We start from the raw sequence: 19,232 nt of genomic DNA on the forward strand, positions 1-19,232 counted from the left end.
CTGGGGCTGGGGTGGTTCGTGCCTCGCTGGGGAATGTAACCTGCATGACCGCAAGGCACTGGATCGAATCCGTCGATCGGCCGGGCTAGATGCGGGCCAGCTGAGTCGGGAGAGCTGACACCCGTCGACCGCCAACCTAGACACCGCCACTGTCGAACCCAAACAGACTAACCTCGGGACGCGATACTCGGACCCATGAACGTAGTGGTGGTCGTCGTCGACGCGCTCCGGGCGTCCGACGTGGGGTGTTACGGGCGCGACGCCGACATCACGCCGAACGTCGACGCGCTCGCGGAGGAGTCGATGGTCTTCGAGCACTGCTTCGCGGCCTCGAACAAGACCGACGTGAGCATGTCCTCGCTCATGTCCGGGAAGTACCCGCGAGAACACGGCATCACGCACCACGGCACCCGCCACAACGAGGGGAACCTGCAGCGTCTGGAGGAGCGGTCGCCGAAGTTCCTCCCCGAACTGCTTCAGGACGCGGGGTACGAGACCATCGGCGTCGACTGGATGGGGCGCTGGCACGAGTGGGGCTACGACGACTACGGCGTCGAGAGCGGCGGACGCAACGTCCAGGACACCGGTGACACCCTCGCCGAGAAGGCGTTCAACCACGCCAAGGACGCCGTTCTCGAACTGCCCGACCCGCTCCTGACGCCGATCATGAAGCAGTACTACCGACGCATGGGCTACGACGACTTCCGCGTCGACTGCGAGGGACTGACCGACATCGCCATCGACCGCATCGACGACGCCGACGACCCCTTCTTCACCCTGCTGCACTACTGGGACGTCCACCCGCCCTATCTCCCACCGGAGGAACACCAGGAGCAGTTCGAGTACGACGGAGAGGACGAACACCTATCGAAGTACTTCGGCGATGGCGCGAAGGGACCGCTCTCGGCGGCGTTCCAGGCCTACGCTCGCGGCGAGCAGACCCACATGAGCGACGCGAAGGAGGCCTACGACGGGGCTATCTCCTGGGTCGACGAGCAACTCGGTCGGCTGCTCGACTACCTCCGCGAGGAAGGCCTCAAGGAGGAGACGCTGGTCGTCGTCACCGCCGATCACGGCCACAACTTCGGCGAACACGACATCTTCTCGGACAACGTCGGCCTCTACGACACGTCGATTCAGGTCCCCCTTATCGTCTCCCACCCGGAGCACGACCCCCACCGAATCGACGGGATCGTCCAGTTGACCGACGTCGCGCCGACGATCATGGATTACGCTGGCGTCCCGATCCCCGACGACGTGCGAGGGAACGTCCTCCCGGAAACCCGGGAGTACGCGTTCGCCGAGAGCATCGAACACCGGATGCAGATGATCCGGACGGACCGCTGGAAGCTGATCGTCCCCCGCGACGTGGACTACCTGCAGAGCCGCCGGTGGTACGACGGCGACGGCACCCCAGAACTCTACGACCTGGAGGCCGACCCGGGCGAGACCACGAACGTCGCCGCCGAGAACCCCGAGGTGCGCGAGCGACTGGAGGGGATGCTCACCGACGAACTCGACCGGCAGGAGGAGAACGCCCGCTCGGGGAGCAGCCGTGACGTCGACATCGAGGACGACGACATGGACGACATCAAGTCCCGTCTCAACGCGCTCGGGTACGCCGACGACGGGAACGTGTAGGACTGGGAGCCGAGCTCACTCCTCGTCGGTCGCGTCGGCCACCGCGTTCAATGCTTCCAGATACGCGTCCAGGCTGTGGCTGCGCGTGAACCGCTCGACGTCGGCCTCGTCGGGAGCGTACTCGAACTCGCCGCTCCGGATCCGCTCGAGGGCGTCGGCGACGCCGGCGTGGTCGTCGGGATCCACGACGATGCCGAACCCGTTCTCGGTGATCACGTCGGCGACCCGGAAGCTCGGGTCCACGATGGCGACGATCGGCCGACGCGCGCCGATGTAGTCGTACAGCTTGGAGGGGAGGTTGTGCTCGTTCCGCGGGTCGTCGCCGCCGACGTATAGAAGCGCGTCCGAGCCCTTCAGCTCGGCGACGATCTCCTCGTGCGGGACGAAGTCGTGTGGTTCGACGTAGTCCGTGACGCCGTGATTCGCGGCCGCTTCGGCGTAGGACTCGTTCCAGTCGCCGAAGAAGTGAGCCCGGACGTCAGCGTGCTCGCCGCGGGATTCGACGTAGTCGCTCAGCCCCCGGAGGAACGTGTAGGGCTCGATCCAACCCTCGTAGAACGACCCGGCGTAGGTGACGGTGAACTCCTCGTGACTCGCGGGGTCGACCGACTCGAAGCTCTGCTCGTCGAACCCGATCGGGGGGAGCTTGCGAACTCGATCACTCGGCACGTCGGGATACGTCTGTTCGAAGTAATCGTCGGGGATCTGGATACCGTCGTACCAGACAACGCGGTCCGCGTGTGTGAGGATGTAGCCTTCCAGCCGCCGGCGGATCCGCGCCGCGACGGAGTCGGGTTCGACGTCGGGGTTCTCGACCAGTGGGTCCCGGAACTCGGCGATCCATGGGGTGCCGGTCAGACGCGCGAGAATCCCGCCGGCGATCTGGAGTTGGGGCGGATTGCTGACGGAGTTGATCACGTCCGCCCGTCGGGCCGCCCGGAGATTCCGTACGATCCCGAGCGGCGTCCCGACCGGAGTCGGCTCGACGTACCCGACTCGCAGGTTCCAGCCGCGCTCGGCCAGCCGTTCCGCCCGGGTCTGGAACTTGGCCGCCCGGCCGGAGTTCTCGTCGAGTCGGCGGTTCGAGACGAGCAGGACGGTCCGGGAGTCGTCGGCACTCATCGAATCGGCCCCGCCATCCTCACTCCTTGTATCCCAGGTCGCGGAGTCGCGCTTTCACGTCCTCGTCCATCTCGACCTCGACGAGGTCCGAACCCGTCTCGTCGATGGCCCGGACGTGGTCGTCGATCGTCTCGCCCAGTCGCTCGGCGACCTCGGGGTGGTCGTCGATCACGTTCCGGTTCTCGTCGGGGTCCGCCTCGAGGTCGTATAGCTCCTCGCCGGAGTCGCGGCGGACGAACTTCCACTCCTCGTCGCGGTAGCCGAACCGGTTCTCCCCCTGTCGGTCGCTCCAGTCGCCGATGACGTGAGTCCGGGGCCAGTCGCCGCCCTCGACGATGGGCCTGACGCTCCACCCCTGGAAGGCATCGGGGACCTCGAGTCCCGCGTAGTCGACGAGAGTTGCCGGGACGTCCTGCAGGCCCACGAGTTCGTCGTACCGGCCCGAGCCCTCGATCCCGCCGAGGAAGAGCGGCACCTGCATCACCTCGTCGTAGAAGTGCGTGTAGTGGCTGAACTGGCCGTGATCGAGGAACTCCTCTCCGTGGTCGGCGGTGATCGCCGTCACCGGCTCTTCGCCCCAGGCCTCGGTGACCTCCTCGATCAGCCGGCCGATCTCGGCGTCCGTGTACTTGATCTCCGCGTCGTAGAGGTCGACGATCTCTTCGAGCTCCGAATCCGTGACGTTCTCCGGTTCCTCGATCATCTTCCGGCGGAGCTTGATCGACCGGTTCTCGGAGATGGGGTCGTCGCGGAACTCCCGCTGGTACTCGGCGGGCGGGACGTACGGGTGGTGGACGTCCATGTAGTGGACCCAGAGGAATCGCGGGCCACCCTCGTCTGCCGTCTCGACCCACTCCAGCGCGTTGTCCGTGATCTCCGTGGCGGTGTCGTAGGCCGACCCGACGTTAATGCCGGCGGTCCGTTCCGCGGTGTCGAACGCGGAGGCGAGGAGCTTGTAGAGCAGACCGTCCTGATCGAGTCGGTCCTTGACGAACTGTCGGATCCGGGCCGTCGTCCCCGGGTCGGTCTTCGAGTCGTAGAAGAAGTCGAAGCCGCGGTCGTAGCCGAAGTCGGCGGAGAGATAGAGATTGGAGTGGAAGCCGGCCGTCTGGTAGCCGCCGTCGTCGAACACCTCGGCGACCATCGTGCGGCCCTCGGTCATCATCTCGAAGCCGCCGTGCATGAGGGCGTGCGAGGACGACATGATGGAGGGGAAGGAGGGGCGCGTGCTGCAGGCGTGGGCGAAGGTCCGCTCGAACGTGTGCCCGTCGGCGGCGAACTCGTCGATCACCGGCGTCGTGTCCCGATCGTACCCGAAACACCCGACGTGATCCGCGCGCAGAGAATCGATCGTGATCAGCAACACGTCTTTCATGGGACTACGGTGTTACGGGGAGTATTTTACGGTTGTGATACCTCGAATGCACCGCGACGCCCCCGCAGTCCGCGGATTCTTCGATCGGCCGATCACTCGATCACGCCGTCCTCGCGAAGCGCGTCCAGCCGGTCCCGATCGTACCCCACCGCGGACAGGACGGCTTCAGTGTGTTCGCCGTGGCCCGGCGCCGGGCCGGTTTCGCGATCCGATCCCTCGGAACACTGCGCGGGGAAGCCGACCCGGGGGACCGGTCCGGAGCGGTCGAGCAGATCACGGGCCGTGGCGTGCTCCGAGTCGAGAGCCTCGGCCGGTGTGTGCACGGGAGCGACCATCGCCTCCACGTCCCCGAGCGCGTCTTCCCACTCGTCCCGAGTCCGGTCGGCGAACAGCGCCGTTAGTTCCTCGCGCAGGGCCTCGCGTTCGGCCGGGTCCATGGTCATGTGAGCGTCCGCGAGGTCCTCGCGCTCGACGGCCTCGCAGAACGACTCCCAGAACTTGGGTTCGAGGGCGGCGAGCGTGACGTACCCGCCGTCCGCGGTCTCGTAGACGTCGTACCAGGGGAGGTCACCGGTGAGTTCCGTCTCGCCAGGCCTCGGGTCGCCGCCGGTGAGTGCGTCGTGGGCGACGGCCTGTGAGAACGACGCCACCACGTCGGTCATCGCCACGTCGACGTACTCGCCGCCGGTGTTGCCCAGTTCCCGCGAGAGCAGCGCGCCGACGATAGAGAAAGCGGCGAACAGTCCGCCGGCCATGTCGCCGACGGGGTAGCCGGGCATCTGGGGTTTGTGCTCCTCGTCCGCCCGAGTCATATCCAGCAGGCCGGCCATGCCGACGTAGTTGAGGTCGTGGCCCACCCGGTCGGCGTACGGGCCCTCCTGGCCGAAGCCAGACAACGAGCAGTAGACGACCTCGGGGTTGCGCTCGCGAACCGAGTCGTAGTCGACGCCGAGGCGGTCGACGACGCCGGGCCGGAACTGCTCGAACACCACGTCGGCCTCGGCCGCCAGATCCAGGAACGCCTCGCGGCCCCGGTCGGACTTGAGGTCGAGAGCGACGCTTCGCTTCCCCCGGTTGACCGCGTCGAAGATGGCGCCGACGCCCTCGTCGGTGTAGGGCGGGAGCATCCGGGCGTAGTCGCCGCCTTCCGCGTCCTCCACCTTGATCACGTCGGCACCGGCGTCTGCGAGCAACTGGGTCGCGTAGGGACCGGGCAACAGTCGGGAGAGATCGAGAATCCTGACTCCGTCGAGTCGCATACCGACGTTCCCGAGGCCACCACCTTAAGCCTGGGTCACGGTCACGTCCGGTCACCTTGAACGACCTCCGGCGTCCGCGGAAAGGCGGGCTTACGCGCGAACGGTTTCGCCGGATACCACTGCCGGCGTGCAACGGTCGGCCGGATTTATTCGCCGGTTCGGTGTACGGGCGTGCTGTGCCGTTTCTGCTCACACCCCACGGTGAAGTCACGATGTCCACAGAAGCCCACCAAACAGAGGGAGTACGGCTGCGCCCCCGACCGAGTCGGGGTGACCAGACATGAGAGCACACACGGCAGTCCTGGGAGCCGCGATTCTGGTCCTGGGCGGCCTCGCGATACTCGCCCTGGGCGGTCCGGCGACGCTCCTCGACGGCCAGGGGGACGAGGCCGTGGCCGACGGTCAGGGCGACGCCGACGGGGAGGCGGCGATCCAGCGCTACGACGACGAGTTGCGCGACCTCGCGGCAGTCAGCAGTCAGGGATCGGCCGGGGAGTCGGCCGCGGACGGGCAGGAAGGGCCCGACGCCGCGCAAGCGGGCGCGCGAGCCGGCGCCCAACTCGCGCAGGAACAGGGCGTGAACGTGAGCCAGGAGCAGATCGACGCGGCGGCCGACGCGGCCGCGACGGCCGCGAGCCAGCGCCAGGACGCTGACGTCGAGCAGATCCAGGCCGCCGCGAAGGGTGCGACGCACGGCGCCCTCGTCCAGCGGCAGGACGCCGACGTCGAGCAAATTCAGTCCGTCGTCTACGGCGGCGCGGTCGGTGCGCTGTCGCAGACGCAGAACGCCGACGTCAGACAGGTGCAGGCTGCTGCCCATGGCGCCAGCCACGGCGCGCTCGCACAGCGCCAGAACGTGACCGTCGACCAGCGGCAGTTCGTCGCGGCGGGGGCCGCCGCTGGCGCGGTCGAAGCGGCGGTCCAGAAGCAACAGGTCGGCGTCAGTCAGATCCAGGAAGCTGCCCAGGGCGGGGCCTACGGCGCCCTCGTCCAGACCCAGCGGGTGACTGTCGAACAGTTGCAGGCCGCAGCCTTCGGGAGCGCGGGCGGCGCCGTCACCGACGACGAAGCGGACCCCAAGAAGGTGCAGGACGCCGCCATCGGCGGCGCGAAGGGCGCGCTCGTCCAGAGCCAGCGGGCCAGCGTCGAGCAGGTGCAGGCCGCCGCACGCGGCGGGACCGAGGGCGCGATCGTGCAGCGACAGCGCGTGACGATCACCCAGCTGCAACAGGCCGCGGCGGGTGGGGCCGAAGGGGCGATCTCCCAGCACCAGTCCGCCACGGTCGAGCAGATCCAGGCCGCGGCGTCGGGCGCCGCGCGGGGCACCCTGACGCAGGTGCAGGTCGTCAACGTCGTCCAGATCCAGCAGGCTGCGACCGGTGCGGCCGCCGGCGCCGCGGCCGCCGCGAGTCAGCAACAGGCCGCCACCGTCGAGCAGATCCAGGCCGCGGCGGCGGGCGCAGGTGAGGGCGCCGTCGTCCAGATTCAGGTCGTCAATATCGTCCAGATCCAGGCCATCACGCAGGGCGCAGCCGAGGGGGCGCTCTCCCAGGCACAGGACGCGAGCGCCGAGCAGATCCAGGCCGCCGCACGAGGGGCCTGTGCGGGTGCGACGGAACTGAGTCAGCGCCAGGAGGTGAGCGTCACTCAGCTCCAGGAGATCGCCAGCGAATCTGCCGCATCGGCGGCCGACGAGGCAGCCCAGGAGGGGATCACCGACACGGAGGAGATCGCCTCGAACGCCGAATCGGCCGTGACCGACGACGCCGAGGCCGAGGACGAGCAGGAACTCGAGAGTCTGAACCTGACCCAGGACGAGGCGAACGTGACCGTCGAGAACCCCAACGACGTGGCGGTCGTCGTGACGGTGACGAGGACCGACGGGACGGGCGAGCCGCTCTTGCTCGACGTGCCAGCGGGAGAGAACGTGACCGACCTGCTCGATCCCGGCGAGTACGAGGTGACCGCCGAGACCGAAGCCGGCGATCCCGTCCCGGTCAATGGCGAGGAACGGCTGGTGATCGAGATCGAGGAGCCGACGACGCCGACGACTACTGAGACCCCGACCGAAACCGAGACGCCAACGGAGACACCGACGGAAACTGAGACGCCGACGGAGACGCCGACGACCACTGAAACCCCGACCGAAACCGAGACTGAAACCCCGACCGAGACACCAGTCGAAGAAGAGACGCCGACCGAACCCACCGAACCGGAGACGGAGGAGCCGGTCGAACCCGAAACCGAAGAGCCCGAAGAGCCCGTGACGGAGGAGCCCGTCGAACCCGAAACCGAAGAGCCGGAACCCGAGGAGCCCGCGACGGAGGAGCCCGAGGAGCCCGAAACCGAGGAACCGGAACCCGAAGAACCCGAGGAAACCGAGCCACCGGAAGCGGAGTAACCGCGACCGTCGATGATCGGATGGCCGCGGTACCTACCGGGATCGGTTTCCATGCGTTCTGCGGTCCCGTGATCCGACCGCCCAGCAGAGAGGCAGTGGTTTCAAGCACCGTCGGCCGCACGGTCGGTGCATGCCAACGTCAGACACGGGCGGGGACGGCGGGGTCGGATTCGGGACGACGGAAGAGACGCGCCTGATCCTCGACAGCCTCGACGAGTTCGTCGCACAGGAGGTCGAACCGCTCGCGGACGAACTTGGCGACACCTGGTCGAACCCGCGACGGCGGCACGAAGCGGACGGGCGACTCGTCCCGGAGGTGCGCGAGGCCATCGAGACGATCCGGAAGAAGAGCGCGGACGCGGGCTATTACGCGATGAACCTCCCGGAGGAGGTTGGCGGGGAGGGCGTCTCGAACGTCACCTGGTACCGGGCGAAAAAACGCGTCGCGAGTCACGGCATCGGGTTGACCGAGTACGTCCTGGCGGGTCCCGAGGGCCCGAAACCGCTGCTCATGCAGGCAGAGGGCGAGCAGATCGAGAAGTACCTGAAGCCGGCCGTCGCCGGCGAGAAGTCGACCGCGTTCGCCCAGACCGAACCCGGCGTGGGGTCGGACTCGCCCAGCATGAGCACGCACGCGGAGCGAGACGGCGACGAGTGGGTGCTGAACGGCCGCAAGCAGTGGATCACGAACGCCCCGTACGCTGACTTCGTGCAGGTCTTCGCGCGGACGACGCCACAGGAGGAGATGGGCCGCTACGGCGGGATCACCTGCTTCGTCGTGGAGGCCGACGAGTTCGAGCTGGGGTCGATGAACAACGCGGTTGGGTTCGAGGGGATGCAGGCCGAGTTGCTGTTCGACGACGTGCGCCTCCCCGAGGATCGGGTGCTCGGCGAACCCGACGCCGCCTTCTACAACGCGATGGACTTCCTCTCGCTGGGGCGACTCGAACTCGGGGCCGAGGCGGTCGGGTACACCGAACACCTCCTCGAACGGGGCGTCGAGTACGCCAACGAGCGGGAGGCCTTCGGGCGCCCCATCGGGAAGTTCCAGGGCATCTCTCACAAGCTCGCCGAGGGCCGGGCACGGAACTTCGCGGCCGACGCCGCGGGGCTGAAGCTCGCCTGGCTGATGGACGACGGCGAGCAGGCCATCGAGGCCTCGTCGATCTTCAAGTACCTCGCGACGAACGTCTACTTCGACGTGGCAGACGACGTGGTGCAGGTCCACGGCGCGAACGGCCTCTCCGAGGACAACCCGTTCATGGATCACCTTCACATCGCCAGGATCCTGCGGGTCGTCGAGGGGACGGACGAGATCCAGCTCAACACGATCGCCAAACAGCTCGGCGTGTCCTGATCGGATCGAGCGGCTGGACGACCGCCACGCTCCACGGGAACGCACCGTTCGGTCTGGGTACCTGGCGAATGATTGAAGGGTCACAGGCGTCAGGAGAGCGCATGGAGGCGCTGGCAAACGACGTCTGGGACGAGCTGTACGAACGCGTCCAGCACGACCTCAGGGCGGTCGTCCGGTTCACGCCGACGGATTACGATGGGCAACTGCGATCCGACGTCGCGGAGACCTACGACAGCGACGAGCGGGAGCGTATCATCGACGAGACGATAATCCGGCAGCTCGGCCTGACGGGCGAGGAGAGCGACATGAAGGTCGGCGAGCTCTCGGCGTTCGTTCGACAGTTCGATCGGGCCTGGGTGATCTCCTGGCGGGAACCGGACGACGTGAAGTCGGGCTTTTTCGTCTCCATCCAGCGGGACGGGTACGACGCGACCATGGCCGACGTCGAGTACTGTATCCAGTATCTGAACGAGGAGATCGAACCCCGGCTGTAACCCCGTCCGGAGTTCTACTGGGTCCCAGGACGGTCACTCAGTGCCGGAACAGGAGGATCCGGTCTTCCTCGTGCCGGATGCAGAAGGGCGTGGCCGACGACGGGGTGAAGGCGTTGTGGGTCTTCTCGGAGACGAACAGCTGTTCGAAGGGCTCGTCGCAGCCCGGACAGGCGTATGGCTTCTTGTTCGCCCAGTGGCTCGTCTCGCGGGTCTCCTTGAGGAGTTTGAGGCCGTGCCGGTAGTCGTGGACGTCGATCGGGCCCGTGTCGTCGCCCAGTCGCTCCATGGGGCGGTGCTGGACCTGCAGTGGTATCAATGTGCGGACGGACTCGCGTAGCGTTGCCGGGTTCCGCGGCGTTAAGGCCGGGGCTGCGGAAGGCCGATACATGACGGTTCTTGTCCCGTTCGACGACTCGGCGCTGTCACGAACGGCGCTCGAACGTGCCCGCGAATTCGCCGAGTACCGCGGCGAGGACGTCGTCGTGCTCACGCTCGTCCCGAGCGACGAGGAGTTCGCCGTCGAGCGCGGCTGGATCGAGGAAGGGGAGGACTACGACCCGGAGGCGGTCTGCGACGACTTCGAGGAGGCGGTCGCGGCGCTAGCGCCGGACGCGACCTACCGGTGTGAGCACCCACGCACGAGCGATTCTATGACCGCGACCCTCATCGACGACATCACGCGGACGATCAGGGAAGTCGCCGCAGACGTCTCGGCCTCCATCGTCTTCATCGGCAGCGAGAACGCGGGCCGCGTCTCCACGCCCGTCACGAGCGTCGGGAACCCCGTCTCCGAGGACCCGCGGTACGACGTACACATCGTCCGGCACGCCGAGTGACTCGGTGCAGGACGCGTCCGGCTCCTGCCCCGTTTCGTTCGACGTGACGGCAGGATCATTTAATTGACCGATGATATCGTGAAGAAGCCTCAACCAGTTAGGGGGCGTTCGTTCAGTTGCGGTTCGCTCCCAATCCCGAACCGGTTTTCCCCCTCCCTCTTTCCGCTCCCCCTCCCTCACACGCTTCCGTGGTCGATCAGTGCTCGTCACCGACGGATCCGTCCGGCGACCGAAACCACTAGTGGGTCCCGCTGCTACGGGCGAGCATGACCAGCGCGCTCGACGGACTGGCGGGCAGAGAGGGGTGGCGCGTCGAGAACGGCGCCGCACGGGTGCACTACGACGGCGGAACCGACCGGTACAGCATCGAGTACTACGAAGCGAGCGACTGCGTCGTCTACTGGAAGGTCGCACCCGAGGGCGACGTCGCGGTGCCGGTCGGCCGGGACACCGTGCCGACGCCGCTCAGAGAGCGGATCAGGCAGGACCTCGCCGCCGCCGACGTGGATCCCGAGGTCGAGCGCCGGTCGCTCTGACCGGGAGACGGCTCCCGCGACAGTCACGCGGCCTCGCCAGCCCGCTCGTGTGAGGTGTCTGCGGACGGGACGCTTTTCTGCCTCGCCGCCGCACCCGGTCGTATGAACGTCGACGAGTCGGACGTGCGGGAACTCGCGACGGCGATTCGGGAGGCGGACTCGGTCGTCGCACTCACGGGGGCCGGCGTCAGTACGGCCTCCGGGATCCCGGACTTCCGCGGCGAGGACGGCATCTGGGAGCGACACGATCCGATGGACTTCCACATCGACCGGTTCAGGGCCGACCCGGCCGGGTTCTGGGCCGATCGCGTCGAATTGCAGGCCGCTGCGTTCGACGACGGCGACGTCGAACCCAACGCCGCCCACGAGGCGATGGCCGCCCTCGAAACCGACGGCCACCTCGACGCCGTCGTCACCCAGAACATCGACGGCCTCCACCAGGACGCCGGCTCCGAGTCGGTGATCGAGATCCACGGCTCGGCGGCCCGCGTCGTCTGCCGTGACTGCGGCGGCAGGTCGGACGCCGAACCCGCGATGGATCGGGCGCGGGACGGGGAACTGCCCCCGACCTGCGAGGAGTGCGACGGGACGCTCAAGCCCGACACCGTCCTCTTCGGCGAGCAGTTGCCCGAGCACGCGCTCATGCGCTCGCAGGCGAAGGCGGAGAACGCCGACGTGTTCCTCGCGGTCGGGTCGTCGCTGACGGTCGAACCGGCCGCCTCGCTCCCCCGGGTCGCCGCCGAGCGAGGGGCGACGCTCGCGCTCGTCAACCTCGAATCGACGCCACTGTCAGAGCGCGCGGACTTCGATTTCCGGGCGGACGTGACCGACGCGCTCCCGCGACTGCGCGACGCCGTCGCCGAGTGAGGCCCGGCGGTTCGGATTCGGCAGCGTGCCCCCACGCTTTTGGGGCAACCCCGCGTGGGTTCCGTCGGTATGGAGTACGAAGTGCTCGACACCGAGGACGTACCGGTCACCGACCTGTCCGAAGTCGAGGGCGTGCCACCGGATCTGGACATCCGCCCGGTCGGTCGGACCATGGGCCTTGAGAACATGCACCTGACGCTCTGGTACTTCGACCCGGGCGAGGAGATCCAGTATCACGCTCACAGCGAGCAGGAGGAGCTCTACTACGCCATCGAGGGCGAGTTCTCGCTGAAACTCGGCCGCTCGGGCGAGGAGGAGTTCGTCGAAGTCGGCCCGGGCGCGTTCTGGGCGGCGGGGCCGGAGACCGGCCACGGCCACCGCTATATCGGCGACGATCAGGGCGTCGTCCTGGCCGTCGGCGCGCCGCCCGTCGAGGACCCCGGACTGGACCCCCACGAACTGGACTGAGCCGTCAGGCGTAACTCCGATCGAGGTACTCGAGGATCCGCTCGGACTCGGCCATCGTGATCCCGCGGTCGTCGTCGACGACGACCGGGACCTGTCGCTGGCCGGAGACCCGCGCCACTTCGTTGCGCCGGGAGTGGAGCCCCTCGACCCAGACGCTCTCGTAGTCGACGTCGAGTTCCTCGAGGCGGTCGACGACGAGTTCGCAGTACGGACAGCCCTCCAGACGGTACAGTGTCATCGACATGCCAGTCCATAGGCGGGCGGTCGGCAAAAGTCTGCGGCTGTCCCGCCGCTGGGGCGCGGAGGGATCGCCAGCGCTCGCCAGGGGTTTTTGGGGGTCGCGTGCGATGCCCGGGTATGCCACCCGCCGAGGGCGACGAACTCCCCGACTTCGAGGCACTGTGCTGTGACGGCGAGACGTTTCGGTCGACCCACCTCTCGGACGCGGTCGGCGACCGGGGCGCGGTCCTCGTCTCGACCGGCTTCGTCTACAGCGCCATCGCGCAGAACTGGTGGAAGCGCTTCCAGAAGTACGGCTGGGAAGACTTCGAGGACGTCCAGGTCCTGGGAATCAGCCGGGACGGCCCCTACGCGCAGAACGACTTCCTCCGCTGGCTCGGCCGCCCGCCCTTCGAGATGTTCGCCGACGTGAACGGCGGCGTCTCCGAGGCGCTGGACCTGCTGACCGAGCGCGAGCACATGGCGAACGTCGCCACGCCCTGGCGGTCGGTGTTCGTCGTGGACCCGGAGCTGAACGTACAGTACGCCTACGTCGCCGACGAGTGGATCGGGCCGCTGCCGCACGAGGACGTGGAGGACGCCGTCGCGCAGCTCTAATCGGTTCGGGTTTCGAGACCGGCTGTGGTCGCCGTGTCGGTAGCGGTCGGCCGATGTGACGCCGGATTCAGAGTGACCGTCGAGACCACGACGTCCGACGCCCTGTATTCCAGCCCGTAGAGGTCGCCGTCGTACTTCAGGTAGGCCGACTGTGCGACCCACTTCGGGGGATCGCCCGGGTAGGCCTCGGCCTGGCGTTCCAGGGCGTCACGGATCGTCCCCGCCAGAGCACCCATCCCCCGGTCGACCGCTGCCGTCACAGTCCCCTGCAGACACACGATGTATTCCCCTTCGTGCATCGTAGTCCGGAGCACGTCCCGTACCGCCTCCGGTTGTTCAGAATACGCTATCGGGAACAGATGTCGTCGCCGTTGCCGTGACGGTGAGACCCGCTCCGCCGAGAGTCGGTGGGGCATCACCTGCCGACAGCCGGGTGTTCGGCCATCCCCGGCCGACTGGTCCAGGCCAAGACAGCCCGCGCTTCCCAGTGTAGTTACGGCCAGGCTCACGAGCAACTCACGTCGGTTCACGTCGGCGAAACAACTGGTCCTGGAATGGGTCTTGTGGTCTCTCAGTCCGCGCTGGCTTCCTCGCCGTAGATGGCCTGGACTTTGTGGAAGAACTCGTCGCGGATGTTCCGGCGCTTGAGCTTCATCGAGGAGGTCAGCATGTCGTTCTCCGGCGTCCACTCGACGTGGACCAGTTCGAACTGCTTGATCTGCTCGTGTTTCTCGAACCCCTCGTTGACCTCGTCGACCGCTTCGGCGACCCACTCCCGGACGCGCTCGTCGTCGCAGATGTCGTCCGGGTCTTCGGGCAGGTCGATCCCCGCCTCGTCGGCCCAGCGCTCGATGGCCTCGAAGTCGGGGACGATCAGCGCACTGACGAACTTCTGCTCGTCGCCCATGACCATCACCTGATCGACCCGCTCGCTGGTCGCGAACGCGCCCTCGATGGGGCCGGGCGCGACGTTCTTCCCGGTCGAGAGGACCAGCAACTGCTTGAGTCGGTCGTGGTAGATCAGGTAGCCGTCCTCGGTCCGCTCGACGATGTCGCCGGTGCGGAACCACTCGGGGTCGGCGTCCTCGGGGTCGTCAGGGATCGTCGTGAACGCGTCCTCGGTCGCCTCCGGCCGGTTCCAGTAGCCCTGCGTCACGTTCGGGCCCTTCACGAGGAGTTCGCCGATCTCGCCGTCGGCTTTCTCTTTCCGGTCCGGGCCGATCACGGTGTCGTCGAGGTAGGTCTCCATGTCGACGACCGGCGGGCCGAGGGTCCCCGGGCGGGGGTCCTCGGCGGGGTTCGTGGAGACGACCGGCGACGTCTCGGTGAGGCCGTAGCCCTCGAAGATCTCCAGTCCCATCCCGCGGAACAGCTCGGCGAGGTCCTTGTTGAGGCTGCCGCCGCCGCTGACGAAGTAGTCGATGTTGCCCCCGAGCTGGTCTTTGACCTGCTGGAAGACCAGTTTGTTCGCGACGTAGTACTCCAGCTTGAGTCGCTTGCTCGGATCGTCGGTCCGACCGTACTCCCGGCCGATCTCGAGGGCGCGATTGAAGATCTTCTCCTTGAGGTCCGAGGAGGCCGCCTGCTCGCGCATGGCGTCGAACACCTTCTCGTAGACCCGTGGCACGCTCGTCGCCGTCGAGGGCTGGACCGCCGCCATGTCCTCCTGGACGGTGTCGGGACTCTCGGCGTAGGCCACCGTCGCTCCCGCACCGAACATGGAGAAGTGGCCCGCGGTCCGCTCGAAGACGTGGGCCAGCGGGAGGAAGGAGAGCGTCTTCACGTCCGAATCCAGCACCGGAAGGTCCTCGTCCTTGTCCGGTCGGGGCCCGAACCGCTTGCGGATCTGCGAGACGTTCGCCCGGAAGTTGGCGTGGGTCAACTGGACGCCCTTGGGTTTCCCCGTCGTCCCGGACGTGTAGATGAGACTCGCCAGGTCTTCGGGCGACTGCTGGTCGAGCCAGGACTGGTACTCGGCCTCGTCGAAGGCTTCGCGCCCCAGTTCGTGGACTTCAGCCAGCGTGTAGATGTCGTCGTTCTCGTCGTAGACGTCCACGTCGTCGACGATGACGACGAACTCGACGTCGGTGTCGTCCTGCACGTCGAGGACGCGGGCCAGCAGTTCCTCGTTCTCGACGACGACCCCCGTCGCCCCCGGATCGGAGAGGAGGTAGCGGACCTGGCGCGGCGAGGATTCGGTGTAGATGGTCGTGACGACGCCGCCGGCGGCCAGCACGCCGAGGTCGGCCTGGGCCCACTCCATGCGGGTGTTCGAGAAGAGCCCCACCTTCTCCCCGTGGTCGACGCCGAGTTCGCGGAAGCCGGCCGCGAGGTTGCGGACGATCTCGGCCATCCGGTCGTAGGTCACCAGCCCCCACTCGCCCTCGGCGGGTTCGGGGAGCACGTCGTCGGTCAGCGACCGGTCGTAGACGCCGCCCTTGTACTGCTGGGCCGGGAGGTCCGCGTGGCGCTCGGCGCTTTGCTCGAATAGCTGGGGGATCGTCCCCGTCCCCGTGACTTCGTCGCTGTACTCCCGCTCTCGTTCCAACAACTCCGCGGTGGTGGTCATTATGGATACCCAGGCGGTCCCACATTATAATACGTGGTGAAATGACTTCGAAACCGAAGAAAAGAGGCTATCCACCCGACCGAACGTCGGCGACGGTGAACTCGCGACCGCAGTCACGACACCGGTACGTGCCGATTCCGACTTTCCCGAGCGTGCGCGTCCGACTACACGACGGGCAGGCGATGTCGACGAGGAGAGTCACGACAGTCGGAACGCGAGGGAGCGTCTTCAACCTCCCGGCGGTCGACGGGCGTCCGCCGATCGGGACCGCGTGTTTTTTGCCCCGTTCGGTCGCGGTGGCGGACGTGCGAAGGCTTCCAGTCCCGCTCGTTCCGACCTGGGTGCGGTGGCTCGGCGTGGCCGCCGTCGCCGGGTTCGTGTTCGCCACCTCGGTGCTCGTCGCGCCGCCGTCCGAGCCAGTGGTCCCGGGGAAGGTCGATCCCGTCCCGCTCGACAAGTGGCGGCACTTCCTCGCGTACGCCGCGATCGCCTACGCGCTGGCCTACGCGCTCGCGGACTCGGACCGCCCACGAATCCAGCTGGCGGTCGGCGTCGTCTGCCTGACCGTGTTGTACGGGATCGGGATCGAACTCTGGCAGTGGACGATCCCGAACCGCTTCTTCAGCCTCGCAGACGCGTACGCCAACGCCCTGGGTGCCGCGCTCGTCGTGGCCTGGTACGCCATCGAGCCCAGACTGGACTACCGGCCGGTGTTGACGGTCCTCTCACGCGGGGAGAGTGCCTCCCCCGAAGACGTCTCGTAGCCCAGAGAAACGGGTCACTCGGGCGCGACGGATTCCAGCCCGCCCGGGATCCGTTCTAGCACGTCGAAATCCACGGCGGCGGCCTCGCAGCGCTCGACCGACAGCCCGTCCTCCGCTTCCGCGACCACGAGGACGCCCGCGTCGCCGTCGACCGCGTCCGTTTCCGGCCCGGGAGCCGTCGTCGGACCCGTGATCGCGGGCCCGCTGGACGCCCCGCGCGCGAGGACGACCCGCTCGTCGTCCCGGAACAGGACGGCCCCTTCGAGCGACCAGGGCAACACCGCAGCCAGCTCGCCGAGTCGTCGAGCGAGGGCCTCGAACCCGTCCGCGGCGGCCGGTCCCGCCGCCTCCGCCGTCCCGTCGTCGCGCTCGCCGTCGTCCTCGGGTGACAATACCATACACGATCTAGCCACCTGGTGCGGATAAGTCTTCGACCCGGTTCGAGCGCCGAGGGGCGGTTTCCGGCACGCCCGTCCGAGGCCTCCTGCCGGTCGACCTCGCGCCCCTCAATCGTCCGCGATCGAGGGTGACTCGCCGCCTTCTGCCTGGGCGGTCCACAGCCCCGCGTACTCCCCGTCGGCCGCCAGCAGATCCTCGTGCGTTCCGGATTCGACGATCTCCCCCTGGCCCATCACGACGATGCGGTCGGCGTCCCTGATCGTGGAGAGCCGGTGGGCGATGACGAAGGCGGTGCGGTCCTCGATCAGCCGGTCGAGGCTCTCCTGGATCAGCTCCTCGGTCTCGGTATCGACGTCGCTCGTCGCCTCGTCGAAGACGATGATCGCGGGATCGTTGAGCAGCGCGCGAGCGATGGCGACCCGCTGGCGCTGTCCGCCCGAGAGCTTGACGCCCCGCTCGCCGACCTGCGTGTCGTAGCCGTCAGGGAGGTCTTTCACGAACTCGTGGGCCTCGGCGGCCTCCGAGGCCTCGACGACACGGTCGCGGATCTCGGCCTCACGCTCCGGCGGCACCTCGCGCCGGTCGCTCTCGATCTCCAGTGCGACCTCGTCGCCGTACGCGATGTTCTCGGCGACGGTGCCGGAGAACAGGTAGGGATTCTGCTCGACGACGGCGATCTCCTCGCGGAGCCGCCGGAGGTCGTACTCACGGACGTCGGTCCCGTCGACGGTCACGGCCCCCGAATCCACGTCGTAGAGCCGGGGGACGAGTTTCAGGAGGGTCGACTTGCCCGCCCCCGTCGGCCCCGCGAGGCCGACCGTCGCGCCCGCGGGAACGTCGAGGGACACGTCGCGGACGACGGGTTCGTCCTCCCGGTAGCCGAACGTGACGTCCTCGAACGCCACGTCGCCCTCGATCCGTTCGGGGCAATGGGGATCGTCCGGTTCGGTGATCTCCGGATCGGTGTCGAGCAGGCCGAAGACCCGCTCGGCGCTGGAATCGGCGAGCTTGTACTTGTTCGCGGATTTGCCGATCCGGCGCATCGGGGAATAGAGGCGCCGGAGGTAGAGGAAGAAGGCGGCGAAGGCCCCGGTCGTGATGATCGCCTCCCCCCCGGTCGCGAGGATGATGTCCCGGCCGCCGATGTAGAGGACGAGGACGAAGACGACGCCGGTCAGGAGTCGGAGGGACGCGAAGAAGGCCCGCCGGATCCGGAGCGCGGCGACCTTCTCGTCGTGATACCGCTGACTCTGCGTCGCCACGCGGTCGCTCTCGAAGCCGTAGCGGTTGAACGCCTTGACCACCGAGACGCCCCCGAGGTTGTTCTCGAGGCGGGTGTTCAGCCGGGCGACCGTCTGACGGATCTCCCGGTAGCGGGGTTCGATCCACCGCAGGAAGACGGCGCTGGCGAGGCCGATCAGCGGGACCGGCGCGAGCGCGATCAGCGCGAGTTTCGGGGAGTAGTACCAGAGGACGATGGCGATGCCGCTCACCGTCGCGATCATCCGGATGAACTGCCGGAACTCGGTGTTGAGGAACTGTTCGAGCCTGTTGACGTCGCTGTTGAGGATCGAGAGCATCCCGCCGGTCTGGTGGTTGGCGAAGAAGTCCATCGAGAGCCGCTGGAGGTGGTCGTAACTGTCGTTCCGGAGGTCGCGCTGGATCTTCTGGGCCGTCGCCTGGATCAGGTAGCGGCCTGCAAAACGGGTGACAGACCGGACGAGGTAGGCCAGCGCCGCGATGACGACGAGGCGTTCGAGGAAGGCGATCCGGGCGGCCTCGCCGGTGATAGCCCCGGCGGGGACCAGTCCCGCGTCCGCGAGCAGGCCGGGGTCGCCGGACTGGAGGACGACGCGGTCGATGGCCGTCGCCACGATGATCGGGGGGACGAGCCGGGCGAAGCGGGTCAGGAACGAGGCGAGGACGCCGACGGTCAGGGTGAGCCAGTAGGGCTTCGCGTAGCCGACCAGCCGCCAGACCGCGTTCCCGTCGACGTTCTCGCGGACGTGCTCGAACCCGCCGTGTTCGTCCGCCATATCCCTCGGAAGCGGTTCCAGCCGGAAGTAAGGCGCGCACTCGGTCGGCCCGGCGCAAGCGTTTTTTCGCCGGGGAGTCGACGTTCGTGTGGGTGAGACTCCCATGCCGATCGCTCCGCACGTCCCGCGAGACGAGGACGGCGACGGAACCGCTCCGGACATCGGCGACGTGGTCGAACGGATCATCAACGGCGGCGACGATCCGTCCCCGATCGCCGCGACGCCGTGACGAAGGGTCGTGACCGCCCGTTTTTTCCGGACCGTCACGGAA

20 protein-coding genes are annotated in these 19,232 nt (G+C 67.7%); 11 read left to right on the top strand and 9 right to left on the bottom strand.

Going from position 1 to position 19,232, the window contains the following annotated elements; genetic code table 11:
• The first annotated feature begins 195 nt into the window (after positions 1–195).
• Positions 196–1,641 carry a sulfatase family protein gene (locus U5918_RS01620; protein ID WP_335998983.1) on the top strand — a complete coding sequence of 482 codons (1,446 nt, stop codon included), beginning with the start codon at positions 196–198 and terminating at the stop codon, positions 1,639–1,641.
• A 15-nt stretch (positions 1,642–1,656) separates the two neighbouring features.
• On the opposite strand, the gene U5918_RS01625 is transcribed toward U5918_RS01620, so the two are convergent.
• The 3 genes from U5918_RS01625 to U5918_RS01635 all read right to left on the bottom strand — a co-directional run bounded on the left by U5918_RS01625 (position 1,657) and on the right by U5918_RS01635 (position 5,397).
• Entirely contained in the window at positions 1,657–2,763 is a 1,107-nt protein-coding gene (locus tag U5918_RS01625) for a glycosyltransferase (RefSeq protein WP_335998984.1), read from the bottom strand.
• Positions 2,764–2,782: 19 nt separating this feature from the next.
• A complete protein-coding gene (locus U5918_RS01630; RefSeq protein WP_335998986.1) occupies positions 2,783–4,138 on the bottom strand; it encodes a sulfatase family protein in 1,356 nt (451 codons plus the stop codon).
• Positions 4,139–4,230: 92 nt separating this feature from the next.
• Complete coding sequence (locus U5918_RS01635) at positions 4,231–5,397, bottom strand: CaiB/BaiF CoA transferase family protein (RefSeq protein ID WP_335998987.1); 1,167 nt, start codon at positions 5,395–5,397, stop codon at positions 4,231–4,233.
• Positions 5,398–5,677: 280 nt separating this feature from the next.
• Here U5918_RS01635 and U5918_RS01640 point away from each other — a divergent pair, with 280 nt between their 5' ends.
• The 3 genes from U5918_RS01640 (at position 5,678) to U5918_RS01650 (ending at position 9,649) form a co-directional block, all read left to right on the top strand.
• A complete protein-coding gene (locus U5918_RS01640; protein WP_335998988.1) occupies positions 5,678–7,798 on the top strand; it encodes a hypothetical protein in 2,121 nt (706 codons plus the stop codon).
• Between the two features lie 130 nt (positions 7,799–7,928).
• Positions 7,929–9,155 (top strand): acyl-CoA dehydrogenase family protein, encoded by a 1,227-nt coding sequence (locus tag U5918_RS01645; RefSeq protein WP_335998989.1) that lies wholly within the window; start codon positions 7,929–7,931, stop codon positions 9,153–9,155.
• Between the two features lie 101 nt (positions 9,156–9,256).
• Positions 9,257–9,649 carry a DUF7522 family protein gene (locus tag U5918_RS01650; RefSeq protein WP_335998991.1) on the top strand — a complete coding sequence of 131 codons (393 nt, stop codon included), beginning with the start codon at positions 9,257–9,259 and terminating at the stop codon, positions 9,647–9,649.
• Between the two features lie 37 nt (positions 9,650–9,686).
• On the opposite strand, the gene U5918_RS01655 is transcribed toward U5918_RS01650, so the two are convergent.
• The gene (locus U5918_RS01655; protein ID WP_335998992.1) at positions 9,687–9,935 is read right to left on the bottom strand and encodes a DUF7385 family protein; all 249 of its coding nucleotides are present in this window, start codon (positions 9,933–9,935) and stop codon (positions 9,687–9,689) included.
• Between the two features lie 100 nt (positions 9,936–10,035).
• On the opposite strand from U5918_RS01655, the gene U5918_RS01660 reads away from it, so the two are divergent.
• The 4 genes from U5918_RS01660 (at position 10,036) to U5918_RS01675 (ending at position 12,356) form a co-directional block, all read left to right on the top strand.
• Entirely contained in the window at positions 10,036–10,485 is a 450-nt protein-coding gene (locus U5918_RS01660; protein ID WP_335998993.1) for a universal stress protein, read from the top strand.
• A gap of 266 nt (positions 10,486–10,751) precedes the next feature.
• A complete protein-coding gene (locus U5918_RS01665; protein ID WP_335998994.1) occupies positions 10,752–11,021 on the top strand; it encodes a DUF7538 family protein in 270 nt (89 codons plus the stop codon).
• Between the two features lie 102 nt (positions 11,022–11,123).
• Positions 11,124–11,888 carry an SIR2 family NAD-dependent protein deacylase gene (locus U5918_RS01670; RefSeq protein ID WP_335998995.1) on the top strand — a complete coding sequence of 255 codons (765 nt, stop codon included), beginning with the start codon at positions 11,124–11,126 and terminating at the stop codon, positions 11,886–11,888.
• 69 nt (positions 11,889–11,957) lie between these two features.
• The gene (locus U5918_RS01675) at positions 11,958–12,356 is read left to right on the top strand and encodes a cupin domain-containing protein (RefSeq protein ID WP_335998997.1); all 399 of its coding nucleotides are present in this window, start codon (positions 11,958–11,960) and stop codon (positions 12,354–12,356) included.
• 4 nt (positions 12,357–12,360) lie between these two features.
• Here U5918_RS01675 and U5918_RS01680 read toward each other — a convergent pair whose 3' ends face one another.
• A complete protein-coding gene (locus tag U5918_RS01680; RefSeq protein ID WP_335998998.1) occupies positions 12,361–12,600 on the bottom strand; it encodes a glutaredoxin family protein in 240 nt (79 codons plus the stop codon).
• 113 nt (positions 12,601–12,713) lie between these two features.
• On the opposite strand from U5918_RS01680, the gene U5918_RS01685 reads away from it, so the two are divergent.
• Positions 12,714–13,193 (top strand): peroxiredoxin family protein, encoded by a 480-nt coding sequence (locus U5918_RS01685; protein WP_335998999.1) that lies wholly within the window; start codon positions 12,714–12,716, stop codon positions 13,191–13,193.
• Here U5918_RS01685 and U5918_RS01690 read toward each other — a convergent pair.
• Together U5918_RS01690 and U5918_RS01695 are read right to left on the bottom strand one after the other, a co-directional pair.
• Complete coding sequence (locus U5918_RS01690) at positions 13,190–13,492, bottom strand: hypothetical protein (RefSeq protein ID WP_335999000.1); 303 nt, start codon at positions 13,490–13,492, stop codon at positions 13,190–13,192. The genes U5918_RS01685 and U5918_RS01690 overlap by 4 nt on opposite strands.
• Before the next feature lie 272 nt (positions 13,493–13,764).
• The gene (locus tag U5918_RS01695; RefSeq protein WP_335999001.1) at positions 13,765–15,762 is read right to left on the bottom strand and encodes an AMP-dependent synthetase/ligase; all 1,998 of its coding nucleotides are present in this window, start codon (positions 15,760–15,762) and stop codon (positions 13,765–13,767) included.
• A gap of 305 nt (positions 15,763–16,067) precedes the next feature.
• Here U5918_RS01695 and U5918_RS01700 point away from each other — a divergent pair, with 305 nt between their 5' ends.
• Positions 16,068–16,526, top strand: coding sequence for a VanZ family protein (locus U5918_RS01700; RefSeq protein WP_335999003.1), 459 nt, complete (start codon positions 16,068–16,070; stop codon positions 16,524–16,526).
• A 14-nt stretch (positions 16,527–16,540) separates the two neighbouring features.
• Here U5918_RS01700 and U5918_RS01705 read toward each other — a convergent pair whose 3' ends face one another.
• Positions 16,541–16,924: a hypothetical protein gene (locus tag U5918_RS01705; protein ID WP_335999004.1), complete on the bottom strand. Its 384-nt coding sequence runs from the start codon at positions 16,922–16,924 to the stop codon at positions 16,541–16,543.
• Between the two features lie 108 nt (positions 16,925–17,032).
• Positions 17,033–18,961 (bottom strand): ABC transporter ATP-binding protein, encoded by a 1,929-nt coding sequence (locus U5918_RS01710; protein WP_335999005.1) that lies wholly within the window; start codon positions 18,959–18,961, stop codon positions 17,033–17,035.
• Positions 18,962–19,064: 103 nt separating this feature from the next.
• Between U5918_RS01710 and U5918_RS01715 the strand changes: the two genes are divergently transcribed.
• Entirely contained in the window at positions 19,065–19,190 is a 126-nt protein-coding gene (locus U5918_RS01715) for a hypothetical protein (RefSeq protein WP_335999007.1), read from the top strand.
• Positions 19,191–19,232: the final 42 nt, after the last annotated feature.

The organism is Halorientalis sp. LT38 (assembly GCF_037031225.1).
GTDB lineage: Archaea > Halobacteriota > Halobacteria > Halobacteriales > Haloarculaceae > Halorientalis > Halorientalis halophila.